The sequence below is a fragment of the Xanthomonas hortorum genome, from assembly GCF_011305375.1.
GTDB classification, from domain to species: Bacteria; Pseudomonadota; Gammaproteobacteria; order Xanthomonadales; family Xanthomonadaceae; genus Xanthomonas; species Xanthomonas hortorum_E.
The window spans coordinates 383,737-396,618 of sequence record NZ_VCME01000007.1; the positions used below are offsets into that span (position 1 = coordinate 383,737).

Genomic DNA, 12,882 nt, shown 5'->3' on the forward strand with positions numbered 1-12,882 from the left:
TGGGTTGCACAAAAAAAAGGGCGCGGACCAGGCCGCGCCCTTTGTCGCAGTTCAAACTGCGACGTGTTGCACTGCGATCAGCGGCGCCCGGCGCCTCCACCGATCGGAGTGACGATCAGCGCAGCATTGTCGGCCGGGTTGGCATCGGGCGAGATCGAACTGGCACTTGCCTGCACCCGTACCGCGCCTTCAACCGGGATCGGCTTGGCCGCCACGGTCAGCTGGAACGCGGCCTGCGCGCCCGGCTGCAGTGCCGCGGCGGTGCTGCACATGAAGATCGCGCTGCGCAACGACTGCAGTTGCTTGGTGCAACGCCAGCCGCTGGGCGGCACCAGCAGCGACAACGCCGACACCGTATTGCCCTCGATGCGCACATTGACGCCGGTGGCCGGCGCGTTGCCGCGGTTGTCCAGCAACACCCGGTAAGTGGCGTTGAAGGCGGTGGTCGGCAGCGTGGCGGGGCCTTCCAGACGGACTGCCAGATCGCTGCGCAGGCGTGGCTGCACTGCCACTGCGGCGGTGTCGGTGTTGTTGTCCGGCTGCGGGTCGGGCGTCTGAGAGGCGACCGAAGCGGCCAGGGTGAGGGTGCGTCCCGCCAGTTCCGCGCCAGCTTCAACCTCCACTGCGAAGCGCTGTGCATTGCCGGATGCCAGCGAGGCGATGGTGCAGGTGACCACCGTCTGGGTGCCGGTTTCCGGCGGTTGGCAGCTCCAGCCCGGTGCGGCGGTGACGCGTGGGCTCACCGCGGCATCGAAGGCCAGTGCCACCGCTGCAAACGCTGCGTTGTCGGGTCCACGGTTCTCCACATCCACACTGAAGTCGATACGCTCGCCTTCGGTGACTTGCGCGCGTGCGGCGTTCACCACCACGCCCAGGTCGGCGCGCAACGCTGGCGTCATGCGCAACAGCACGATGGTGGGATCGTGATCTGAAAGACGCGTAGGCGTGTTGGCATCGTTGCGCGCGGTGCCGGGGAAATCGGCATTGATGCGCGCGTGGCCCACCGACAACGCGGCGATGTTCGGTGCACGCATCAGCGCCTCGTTGGCGATGATGTGATCCAGCGATTGCACGTTGCCGTCGAAGGCGTACGAGTAACTCTGATCGGGCGTGTTGAACCAGGTCAGGTCGGTGTAGTCCGGGTTGACCAGATCCACGCCATCGCCGTTCACCACGGTCTGCGCATCCGGCGCCGGCCTGCCGGTGACGGTGCCCATCGCATCCACATAGCCGTCGTTGAACTCGAAGGCGTTGAAGTCACCCATCACCAGCACCTGTTCGGCCGGGTCCAGCTGCTGACGCGTCTGCAGCAGACGCGCCAGATACTCGGCCTGGGCCTGGCGCTTGGCGCGGATGCGGGTGCCGGCCGCATCGTCGGTCTCGGCGCCGTTGAGCGAGCGTTGATGTACCACAATGGCGGTCAGCGGCAGCACGCGGCCATCGGCCTGATGCACCTTGGCGGTGAGCACCAGCGGCGGGCGATCGTTGAGCAGGCTCACGCCGCCTGCCGGTTCGGTCCAGGTGGTGGTCTTGCCTTCCTGGGCGATGGACACCACTTCAACGCGCGGCACGCCGGCCGACACCGCGCCGGTCTTGACCAGGAAGCCGACATCGATACCGCCGACGTCATTGCCTTCCTGCAGATAGGCCACGTATTGCGGATCCGGCTGGCCGGCTGCCACCGCATCGGTGTTGATGCGTGCAGCCAGCGTCTGCAGCACGCTGATGTTTTCCACTTCCACCGTGCCCAGGATGTCGGGCGTGTGCAGGTAGTTGCGGATCGCCAGCGAGGCCTTGTTGAGGCGGGCCTGGAACGCGGCCGGGGTGAGCACCGGTTCGCCGATCGCCGGGTCGTTCTGGTCGTCGAAGAAGCGCTCCATGTTGTAGGTGGCCACGGCCACGTCGTCGGCCTGCGGCAGCGGTGCCGGGCGCGGTTGGTCGGCACCGTTGCAGTTCACTTGCGGGGTGCGTTCCGGGTACAGCGTGTAGCGGCGGAAGCTGTAATCCAGCGGGCCGGTGACATCCAGCACGACGCAACCGGACGCCAGATCCAGCCGCTCGGCGCCCACGCCGGCACTGCCGACCGCGATCACTTCCGGGTTGGTGTTCCAGCGCGGCACCCCAGCGGGCGAGCCGGCCGGCAGCGGGTCGGGCAACTGCACGCCCGGCTCGCGGAAGGCGCGCGGCAATCCGGTGACCACGGCATGGAACACGCCGTTGCTGGTGGCAGTGGCGTTGGTCTCGTTGACGCTGCCGCCGGTGGGCGCATTGACGGTGAGGCTGGCGGCGGTGACGCGCATGCCCTCGAGCGCTTCGAGCTGGTCGTAGGCGCCGTTCGGGTTGGGGAAGTTCGCGCTCAACGCCACCGGCATCGGCAATGGGTTGCCGATGGAATCCAGCAACACGGTCAAGCTGCCGCCGATCTCGGTCAGCGGCGGCTGGGTCGGGTCGGCAGTGGGTACGTATTCAATCACCGTGCCTTGCACGCGCACGCGGTTGCCGATGGCAGCGGTGTCCGGCGGGGCGCTGCCGGTGTAGACGTAGACGCCTTCGGACGTGGTCGGGTCGCCATCGGTTTCGGCATCCGCTGCCTGCAGGAAGAAGCCGGCGCTGCGGCGAGCAGTCACGATGCCCGAGGTGGCGACCACCTGGCCTTCAAGCGGCGAGCGTGCGCCCTTGCCCTGGATGGCGTGGATCGGCAGCAGGCTGAAGTCGTCGTTGAGGATGGTGCCGGTGGCGCTCAGCGTGGCCGGCAGCGCGCCGGTGAGGCCGCTGATCTGCAGCGCAAAGGTCTCATCGGGCTCGGGCGTGGTGTCGCCCAGCACGTCCACCGCGATGGTGGCGCTGCGGTCGCCGGCGGCAATCTGCACGCTGGTTGCAGGCAAGGCTACGTAGTCGCTACCAGCCACAGCGGTGCCATTGGCGGTGGCGGCGGTGAAGCGCACACCGCCCGCACCGGCTGGCTGGCTCAAGCTCAGTGTGAACACGACGCTGCGGCTGCCGCTATTGCCCTCGGCCTGGCTGACATCGGCCAGCGTGGCGATCGGCTGGCCGCCGCCGCTGCACAGGCGTGCGCCGCTGGCGCTATTGCGCGGGGCCGGCGCGCCGGTGGCGAAATCGGCCGCGTTGTTGTCGGTATCGGTGCAGCCTTCGCCTGCGCGCAGCACCGCCAGCGTATTGCTGGGGGCCGGCGTGGGTGCATTGCCTTCGGCGCAGCTGGCATTGCTGCCGTAGCCGACCAGGTCGGCATTGCCGGTGGGGCAGGCGCCGCTCAACGCGGCAGCCGTGCTGCTCAGTGCCACCTTGCCGGCGGTTCCGCTCATGGCGGTGGTGCCGGTGGCATCGGGCGTGGGCAGCGCAACGCTGCCGCCGCTGCCATCGGCCTGCTTGACCAGGTAATAGCCGCCGGCCGGCACGTTGCCCGCCAATGGCGTGACCTGCCAGCTGCTGCCGGCGGCCGAGGCGTATTGCACCGACCAGCCGTCCAGGCTGACCGTGCTGCTGCCGGTGTTGTGCAGCTCGATGAAATCGCTGCGGAAGGTGGCACCGCTGTTGCCGCCACCGCCGTAGACCTGGCTGATGACAACCTGGGCATTGGCGTGGCCGGCAACCGCCAGCGCACAGAAAAGTAAGGCTGCACGACGCTGCAACACATGCATGAGATGAGAGTCCCCTGGTCCTTGAGACGTGAAACGCTCCCCTGGTCCGGCCACGTCCCTGGCCGGCAGCGCCGTTTGATTCTGCATGAATTTGCAGGCTTAGGTTGACCATATGGTTACACCGGCGCAGTGGCTGCGACTGCGCGGCCGGCGGCCCCATCCAATCCCGACTCTCGATTCCCCAATCCCGATTCCCGATCCGGCTGCCAACCCGTCGCCAGCGCGCTACCCTGGCCGACCCCATCGTCAGCGCTACGCCATGCCCGTCGACAAGAACCTGCGTGACCTGGAACCCGGCATCCATACCGATCTGGAGGGGCGGCTGACCTACGGCGGTTATCTGCGGCTGGACCAGTTGCTCTCTGCGCAGCAGCCCTTGTCCGAGCCGGCGCACCACGACGAGATGCTCTTCATCATTCAGCACCAGACCTCCGAGCTGTGGTTGAAGCTGCTCGCGCATGAACTGCGCGCGGCGATGGTGCATCTGCAAAACGATCAGGTCTGGCAGTGCCGCAAGGTGCTGGCGCGCAGCAAACAGGTGCTACGCCAGCTCACCGAGCAATGGTCGGTGCTGGAAACGCTCACCCCGAGCGAGTACATGGGGTTTCGCGATGTGCTGGGGCCCTCGTCGGGCTTCCAGTCGCTGCAGTACCGCTACATCGAGTTCCTGCTCGGCAACAAGAACCCGCAGATGCTGCAGGTGTTCGCGTACGACCCGCAGGGCCAGGCGCGGCTGCGCGAGGTGCTGGAAGCGCCCAGCCTCTATGAGGAATTCCTGCGCTACCTGGCGCGTTTCGGGCATGCGATTCCGCAGCAGTACCAGGCGCGCGACTGGACCGCTGCGCATGTGGCCGACGATGCATTGCGTCCAGTATTTGAGCGCATCTACGAAAACACCGACCGCTACTGGCGCGAGTATTCCCTGTGCGAGGACCTGGTGGATGTGGAAACCCAGTTCCAGCTCTGGCGCTTCCGCCATATGCGCACGGTGATGCGGGTGATCGGCTTCAAGCGCGGCACCGGTGGGTCGAGCGGTGTGGGGTTTCTGCAGCAGGCGCTGGCGCTGACGTTTTTCCCCGAGCTGTTCGACGTGCGTACGTCGGTGGGCGTGGAAAACCGCGCGCCGAGTGGTGGTGAGGCTGCGAAGGGTTGAGGAGAACAAGCGGAAGCTGGCAGAGCGGACGTTGGTCCGCTGGAGCAGAGTCCGGTCTCACGCAAGGCGAGGGGTGGGGTGAGCGTACGAGGGTCATCCTGTGCCATCTCCACCACCAAGCCCCCAATCCAACCCGCTGGCATCGCGCTCCCGAGTCCGGCGAATTTGACGTGAACATGACGTCTAAGTGATCCTCGCGCGTCGCCCAGGGCTCGCCCTGGTGCACCCAGCCATCACTGAATACGCAAGGGACACCTCATGAGCGTTGACGCTACTGCGCCGACTTCCGCTACCACTCCGCCGCAGCCGCCTGCGCCTCCCGAGTTCCCGACACTGCTCGGCCACCCCCGGCCGCTGTGGATGCTGTTCATGACCGAATTCTGGGAACGCTTTGCGTTCTACGGGATTCGTTGGGCGCTGGTGCTGTACATCGTGGCGCAGTTCTTCGGTGGCGATGCCACCGGTCAAGCGCCAGCAGGACGCACCTACGGGGCCTATCTCGCGCTGGTGTACGCGGCGGCGATCTTCGGTGGCTACGTGGCCGACCGCGTGCTCGGCTACCAACGCTCGATCCTGGTCGGTGCGGCGGTGATGGCCACCGGTCTGTTCCTGATCGCCATTCCCGACCACACCATGTTCGAGATCGGCCTGGCCACCGTGGTGGTCGGCAACGGGCTGTTCAAACCGAACATCTCCACCATGGTCGGCAAGCTGTATTCGGTGGCCGACCCGCGCCGCGACAGCGGTTTCACCATCTTCTACATGGGCATCAACCTCGGCGCGATGATCTCGCCGGTACTCACCCAGTTGCTGGCCGAAAAGGTGTTCGGCACCCAGGCCATGCCGTCCTACAAGATGGTGTTCATGGCCTCCGGTGTGGGCATGCTGATCAGCCTGGTGTGGTTCTGGATCGGCCGCGCACAGCTCAAGGGCATCGGCGCACCGGCGCCGAACGCGCAGGGCATCGGCCGCGTGTTGATGGTGTTGGTCGGCTGCGTGCTAGCAGTCCCGGTCGTGTACTTCCTGCTCGCGGTCGGCGCGGACGTGTTGCAGATCGTGCTGACCGTGTTGTTCGTCGGCCTGTCGGTGATGCTGTTGGTGGAAGGCATTCGCGAGGGCAAGGTTCAGCGCGACAAGGTGATCGCGATGCTGATCATCTTCGCTTTCAACGTGCTGTTCTGGATGTTCTTCGAACAGGCCGGTAGCTCGTTCACCTTCCTGGCCGACAACATCGTCGACCGCGGCTTTGGTGACTGGACCTTCCCGACCGCCTGGTTCCAGTCGGTGAACTCGATTGCCATCATCACGCTGGCGCCGATCATTGCCTGGATCTGGGTCAAGTCCGGTCGCTTCAACCCGTCAATTCCGCGTAAGTTCGGCCTGGGCCTGTTGTTCAACGGCCTGGCGTTCTTGCTGCTGATGTTTGCGCTGTCGAGCCTGGTCAACGATGCTGGCAAGGTGCCGTTCTGGACCTTGTTCATGGTGTATGTGATCCAGTCGGTGGGCGAGTTGTGCCTGTCGCCGATCGGCCTGTCGATGGTGACCAAGCTGGCGCCGGTGCGCCTGGTCGGTTTCGGCATGGGTGGCTGGTTTTTGTCTACCGGCATCGGCAACAACCTGTCGGGCATTTTTGCCGGGCATGTCAGCGGAAGCGAAGGGATGAGCGTGTCCTCGGCCCTCAGCGGGTATACCTTCGGGTTTTGGGCGCTGCTGGGCGCCGGCGCGGTGTTGTTCCTGATCGCGCCGTTGATCAACAAACTGATGCATGGTGTGAAGTGAGGAGAACTGCAATGCCGATGAAATCCACTGTCTGTGGCCCGCTGCTGGCGGGCGTGCTGTTCACGAGCTTGTTGAGTGCCTGCGGGCAGCCCAGCGAGCAGCAGGAGGCGCCACGGCCGCTGGACACCTCGATGCAGAAGCCGCCCAGCGCCGATCCCAGCCAGCCGGTGTCGTCGGGCAATACGCCGACCGCTGCGGATATCGCCGCTGCCGCCGCGCTCAACGCGCAATACGACCCCTCACGCGATCCGGCCGCAGATCTGGAGACCGCCAAGGTCGAGGCCAAGCGCGGTGGCAAGCGCATCGTGCTCAACGTCGGCAATGCGGCCTGCGAGCCGTGCAAGGCGCTGGACGAGCTGATGGGCGGCGATGCCGAGCTGCGCAGCTTCCGCGATGCGCACTTTGTGGTGGTCAAGGTCAACCGCGATGCGGCCAACCAGAACGCCGCGTTCCTGTCGCAGTTCGCTCAACTCAACGACGACCCGTCGCTGCTGGTGCTGGATAACGACGGCAAGCCGCTGACCCTGCAGTCCGGCCCGGAGCTGCGCAAGGGCGAGGGCTACGATCGCAAGAAGCTGTTCGACTTCCTCAAGCAGTGGGCGCCGCCGCAGGCGTGACGCTCGCTGCAGCGTGATGCAAACCCCCGCGCTGCGGGTAGCGCTGTTCACTCAGGCCTCTGATCGAGTCTTGGCGACTCCGCGCAGTGTGCAAGCGCAATAAAAAACGGCGCTTCCCCGCGAAGGGAAGCGCCGTTTTGTTGACCGAACCGCACGACCGCGCTGCATGGATTGTGAGTGGTCTGCGCCGAAACGCCGATCACCCACAGCGCCTCTCAACGGTGCGAGAGCCTCACTCCTTACCGGCCATCTTCGGCAGCCCGTCCTTGGCCAGGCGGTCGATCAGCTTTTCCAGGATCTGCTGCTCCTCGGCGCTGAACACCGACATCAGCCGCTGCTCCATCTCGTTGACCAGCGGGGCGACGGTCTCGTACACCTGGCGCCCGGCCGGCGACAGCGCCAGCATCGAGCGGCGGCGGTCGTCGCCATGGGTTTCGCGGCGGATGAAGCCGCGCTCCAGCAGGCGCGCCACGGCGCGGCTCACTGCAACTTTGTCCATCGCCGTGCGGTCGGAGACTTCACTGGCCGAGGAACCCGGGTACAGCGCCAGGATGGTGATCACCCGCCACTCGGGAATGGCCATCCCGTAACGATCACCGTAGACCTTGGCGATGTTGCTGCTGATGCGGTTGGACAGCACGCTGAGGCGATACGGCAGGAACTGCTCAAGGTTGAGCAGCACAGGATGGTGCGGCGGAATGGGGGCGTCGAGATCGCTCATGTTGCACTGTGTCTTGATTTTGGTTTCATTTGCAACTACAAACCGTGGGTGGCCTGCACATTCTCGCGGGTCTTCTGCCACCCCGCATAGCCCTGCGGACGGCCCAGCGTGGAGAAACGACGATGAATGCACAACCCAACACCCCCATCAGCCGCCCCGATCCCGGAATGCAGGTCACCACCTTCGACAATCCGATGGGGATCGACGGGTTCGAATTCGTCGAATTCGCCGCACCCGCCGGCCAGGTGGCGCAGCTGCACGACTATTTTCGCAAGATGGGCTTCAGCCCGGTGCTGCGTCACCGCAGCCGCGCCATTACCGTCTATCGCCAGGGCGGGGTCAACTTCCTGCTCAACGAAGACCCCGATTCGTTTGCCGCCGATTTCGCCGCCGCGCACGGCCCGAGCGCCTGCGGCTTTGCGATCCGCTTCCGCACCCCGGCGCAGACCGTGCTGCAGACCGTGCTCGGCAACGGCGGCGAAGCGGTGCAGGACAAGGCCGACACGCGCGCAGTGCCGGCGCCGGTGGTCAAGGGCATCGGCGATTGCATGCTGTACCTGGTGGACCGCTATGGCGATGCGGGCAGCATCTACGACGCCGACTACGAGCCGATTCCGGGCGCCGACCAGCACCCGGTAGGTTTCGGTCTGACCTTCATCGACCACCTGACCCACAATCTGTACTTCGGCAACATGCAGCGCTGGTCGGACTATTACGAGCGCCTGTTCAACTTCCGCGAGATCCGCTACTTCGACATCAAGGGCGCCAAGACCGGCCTGGTGTCCAAGGCGATGACCGCGCCGGACGGCATCGTGCGCATCCCGCTCAACGAGTCCTCCGACCCCAAGAGCCAGATCAACGAGTACCTGGACGCCTACCAGGGCGAAGGCATCCAGCACATTGCCTGCTTCACCGACGACATCTATGCCAGTGTGGAAAAGATGCGCGAGGCAGGCGTGAGCTTTCTCGACACGCCGGACACGTATTTCGATGTGGTGGATCTGCGCATCCCCGAGCACGGCGAAGACGTCGCACGCCTGCGCCGCAACAAGATCCTGATCGATGCCGATGTGGACACCAAGCAGCGCAAGTTGCTGCAGATCTTCACCACCAATTGCATCGGCCCGATCTTCTTCGAGATCATCCAGCGCAAGGGCAATGAGGGCTTTGGCGAGGGTAATTTCCAGGCATTGTTCGAGAGTATCGAGCGCGATCAGATGAAGCGTGGGGTGCTTTGAGGGCTGGGATTGGTGATTCGCTGTTCGGGATTTGTGGTTGGTGCCATTAACTGCGTCGGTGCGGGTTTGGAGTGGCATTCGTTGTGATGCCTAACGCCGTAGCTTGTTAAGTCAGGCTGAGCTTTGGTATGGATCAGGCGAATTACACAGACAAGTCGCATGTAGCAGCCAATCGCGCGTCCCAAGCAACGCATGTCTGACAACACAGAGTGATGAAAACGCACGTTGCTCAAGCCCCTCTCCCCACGGGAGAGGGGTTGGGGTGAGGGTACGGTGGAACGATGAAAATCAAACCGCCATTACCCACTGTTACGCGCATCCACGCACGTGCATTACGCAGCGAAATGACAGACGCCGAACGTGCACTCTGGCGTTGCTTACGCGATAACCAGCTACAAGGTTTCAAGTTCAGACGTCAGCATCCGATTCCGCCGTACATCGCAGATTTTTGTTGTATCGATGCGGCGTTGGTTGTTGAGCTGGATGGATCTCAGCACCAAGCATCCAGCGATCAGGCAAGGACGCGGTGGCTGCAATCGAAGGGATGGACAGTGCTGCGCTTCTGGAACAACGATGTGTTGTTTTCGCTGGATGCGGTGGTTGAAGCGATCTGCAAGATGGCCGCTACACCGTACCCTCACCCCAACCCCTCTCCCGGTGGGAGAGGGGCTTAATTCCAGCCCCTGTGGGGGCCCAGTCTGGACACACCCATGCACAACGACCAGCGTTACATGACCGGCTTCGGCAATGAATTCGCCAGCGAGGCAGTAGCCGACACCTTGCCGGTCGGTCAGAACTCGCCGCAGCGGGTGGCGCACGGGTTGTACGCCGAACAGTTGTCCGGCACGGCGTTTACTGCGCCGCGTGGCGAAAACCGGCGTAGCTGGCTGTATCGCATCCGTCCGGCGGCGGTGCATGGCGCGTTCTCGTTGATCGAGCAATCCGCCTTCCACAACGACTTCGGCAGCGGCCCGGTGCCACCGGACCAGCTGCGTTGGAGTCCATTGCCCTTGCCGTCCACGCCGACCGATTTCATCGATGGTCTGTACACGATGGCGGGCAACGGCGGGCCGGAGGCGATGTCCGGTGTTGCCGTGCATCTGTATGCGGCCAATGCATCGATGCACGATCGCTTTTTCTACGATGCCGATGGCGAATTGCTGCTGGTGCCGCAACTCGGCCGCCTGCGTATCCACACCGAGCTGGGCGTGCTGGAGCTGGAGCCGCAGCAGATCGGGGTGATACCGCGCGGTGTGCGGTTTCGTGTCGAGCTGCCCGATGGCAGTGCACGCGGCTATATCTGCGAAAATTTCGGCGCATTGTTACGGCTGCCCGACCTGGGCCCGATCGGCTCGAACGGGCTGGCCAATGCGCGCGATTTCGAAACCCCGCATGCGGTCTTCGAACAACGCGAGGGCGCTTTCGAACTGGTGGCAAAGTTCCAAGGCCATCTATGGCGTGCCGACATCGGTCACTCGCCGCTGGACGTGGTGGCCTGGCATGGCAACTACGCGCCGTATCGCCACGATCTGCGCCGCTTCAACGCCATCGGCTCGATCAGCTTCGATCATCCGGACCCCAGCATCTTCACCGTGCTGACCTCGCCCAGCGACACGCATGGCACCGCGAATATGGATTTTGCGATCTTCCCGCCGCGCTGGCTGGTGGCGCAGCATACCTTTCGCCCACCGTGGTTCCATCGCAACGTGGCCAGCGAGTTCATGGGCCTGGTGCACGGCGTCTACGATGCCAAGGCCGACGGCTTCGCGCCGGGCGGTGCATCGCTGCACAACTGCATGAGCGGGCACGGCCCGGACGCGGCAACCTTCGACAAGGCCTCGCATGCGGATCTGACCCGCCCGGATGTGATCACCGAGACCATGGCTTTTATGTTCGAGACGCGTGCGGTATTGCGTCCTACCGGGCAAGCGCTGCAGGCGGCGCATCGACAGGGCGATTATCAGCAGTGCTGGTCGGGCTTGCGTGCGGCATTTCAGCTGCCCAGCTCGGAATGATGCAATCTCAGAGCGGCTGATAAGACGCCGCGGGCGCTCGGCAGGCGGGTGCGGTTAGCGCGCGAGACTCTCGCCCTCCCGGTCGCGCCGTTGCAGCGTGCGCTGGACCGCATTTCGATACTGCCAGTGGCGTGGCATCACTCGCCTTGCTGGGCAAAACGTTGCGCAGGAAGGGACGATGCCGCATTGAGCAATGACCGTGCCGCGTGGCGGTGAGCCGCAGTGGTGATGTCGATCGCTTCAAGCCCACAGCTAGCCCAGGGTGATATCAGGGCGCACCGCTCGCGCTACCTACCGTTGTTGGATCACGCCGCCTGCAACGTATCCGGCAGCAACTCGCCGATGCGTGCACGCACGCGTTCGGCATAGGTTGCCGAGGTGATCTGCGGCAGTTCGCGTAGCGCCTCGGCAATGGCAGCACCGATGGCGTCTTCCGCGCGTGCGGCCTGCAGCTGACGGTGCAACGCGGCAGCGGCGGGATTGCGTTGCAGTTGCAGGATGTCGAGCAGATACAGCCGTGCATTGGTGGCTGCGCGCCGCCGCTGACGCTGCAAATCTTCTTCGGTCTGCAGCGCATCCGGCAGTTGCACGGGCGCAGCGGACGTCGGCTCTGTCGCAGCGGACGTGCCGGGCGCGCCACCCGCACCTGCATCCGCTTCACCCAGCTGCAGATATCCCATCGCACACAAGGTCTGCACCATCGTGGCGGCATCGCCGCCCAGCAACTGCGCCAGCGTCGCCAGGTCGCGCTGCCCATCGGCCAGGATCAGGGTGCGCCGCTGCAGCAACGTGAGGGGGCTGCGGTGCGACTGCAGCGCAGTGACAGCGAGTTCGGTCTTGCGTGGGGTCATGGCGGCAGTCCTGCGAAGCCGTCAGCGTGAACGCTGCGAATGAAGCGCCGATGACATCGGCAAGACGCAATGGTCACACCGGCAATATGGTCACGCCGGCAATGGTCACAGCGTTCTGCACATCGCCGCGCTGCGCGCTGTGTAGGCTGTCGCGGAGCCATAAGGAACGCACGCATGACATCCAGACTGCTTGGTTTGATGGGCGCACTGCTGTTACTGGCCGGCTGCAACCGCGCCGACGACTCCAGAATCACGGTTGAGGCAGCTAACGCGGAGCAAGTGCCTGTCCCCGCAGCCCTCAACGACCAGCCGCCTGGCGAGGTGCCACCCGCCACCGCACCTGCCGGCACGTTTCCGCCGCAACTGCGTCAGGACCCGGCCGCACTCGCGCGTCTGGATGGCTACGGCGATCTGCGCCTGGGCATGGACGCCGCGCAGGCGCGTGCTGCCTGGGGCGGCGACTTGCGCGGCGAAGCGGCAAGCGATGGCGGCTGTTATCTGTTGCGGCCGCAATGGGCCGACGATGCGCGCCGTTTCGGTTTGATGTTCGAGGGCGACCACTTCGTGCGCTATCAGACCAGCGAGCCCAAGGAACTCGCACCCGGTGGCGGCAAGGTCGGCATGACGCTGGCGCAGCTGCGCGCGCTGTATCCCGATGGCCTGACCGAGCAGCCGCACAAATACATCCCCGGCGCACTCAGCTTGCGCTTTGCCGATGCGGCGTCACAGTCGGCGCTGGTGTTCGAAACCGATGCCCAGGGCAGGGTGACCAACTGGCGGGTAGGGCAACTGCCGCAGGTGGATTATGTCGAAGGCTGTGGCTGAAGCGCTTGCAGGATCGCGTTCAAA

10 protein-coding genes are annotated in these 12,882 nt (G+C 64.7%); 7 read left to right on the top strand and 3 right to left on the bottom strand.

Annotated elements, in window-relative coordinates; all coding sequences use genetic code 11:
• Positions 1-77: 77 nt before the first annotated feature.
• Positions 78-3,659: a lamin tail domain-containing protein gene (locus FFY45_RS09385; protein ID WP_176340221.1), complete on the bottom strand. Its 3,582-nt coding sequence runs from the start codon at positions 3,657-3,659 to the stop codon at positions 78-80.
• 259 nt (positions 3,660-3,918) lie between these two features.
• Between FFY45_RS09385 and FFY45_RS09390 the strand changes: the two genes are divergently transcribed.
• From FFY45_RS09390 to FFY45_RS09400, 3 genes are all read left to right on the top strand, one after another.
• Complete coding sequence (locus tag FFY45_RS09390) at positions 3,919-4,812, top strand: tryptophan 2,3-dioxygenase (RefSeq protein WP_104592210.1); 894 nt, start codon at positions 3,919-3,921, stop codon at positions 4,810-4,812.
• Positions 4,813-5,070: 258 nt separating this feature from the next.
• A complete protein-coding gene (locus tag FFY45_RS09395; RefSeq protein ID WP_046932012.1) occupies positions 5,071-6,591 on the top strand; it encodes a peptide MFS transporter in 1,521 nt (506 codons plus the stop codon).
• Positions 6,592-6,602: 11 nt separating this feature from the next.
• Entirely contained in the window at positions 6,603-7,208 is a 606-nt protein-coding gene (locus FFY45_RS09400; RefSeq protein WP_168959081.1) for a thioredoxin family protein, read from the top strand.
• 232 nt (positions 7,209-7,440) lie between these two features.
• On the opposite strand, the gene FFY45_RS09405 is transcribed toward FFY45_RS09400, so the two are convergent.
• Complete coding sequence (locus tag FFY45_RS09405) at positions 7,441-7,929, bottom strand: MarR family winged helix-turn-helix transcriptional regulator (RefSeq protein ID WP_176340222.1); 489 nt, start codon at positions 7,927-7,929, stop codon at positions 7,441-7,443.
• A gap of 122 nt (positions 7,930-8,051) precedes the next feature.
• Between FFY45_RS09405 and hppD the strand changes: the two genes are divergently transcribed.
• The 3 genes from hppD to hmgA all read left to right on the top strand — a co-directional run bounded on the left by hppD (position 8,052) and on the right by hmgA (position 11,182).
• A complete protein-coding gene (hppD, locus tag FFY45_RS09410) occupies positions 8,052-9,167 on the top strand; it encodes a 4-hydroxyphenylpyruvate dioxygenase (protein WP_176340223.1) in 1,116 nt (371 codons plus the stop codon).
• 281 nt (positions 9,168-9,448) lie between these two features.
• Positions 9,449-9,841: an endonuclease domain-containing protein gene (locus FFY45_RS09415; protein ID WP_176340224.1), complete on the top strand. Its 393-nt coding sequence runs from the start codon at positions 9,449-9,451 to the stop codon at positions 9,839-9,841.
• 36 nt (positions 9,842-9,877) lie between these two features.
• Complete coding sequence (gene hmgA, locus FFY45_RS09420) at positions 9,878-11,182, top strand: homogentisate 1,2-dioxygenase (RefSeq protein WP_176340225.1); 1,305 nt, start codon at positions 9,878-9,880, stop codon at positions 11,180-11,182.
• A gap of 305 nt (positions 11,183-11,487) precedes the next feature.
• On the opposite strand, the gene FFY45_RS09425 is transcribed toward hmgA, so the two are convergent.
• Complete coding sequence (locus tag FFY45_RS09425) at positions 11,488-12,033, bottom strand: hypothetical protein (RefSeq protein ID WP_176340226.1); 546 nt, start codon at positions 12,031-12,033, stop codon at positions 11,488-11,490.
• Between the two features lie 198 nt (positions 12,034-12,231).
• On the opposite strand from FFY45_RS09425, the gene FFY45_RS09430 reads away from it, so the two are divergent.
• Entirely contained in the window at positions 12,232-12,858 is a 627-nt protein-coding gene (locus FFY45_RS09430; protein WP_176340256.1) for a lectin, read from the top strand.
• Positions 12,859-12,882: the final 24 nt, after the last annotated feature.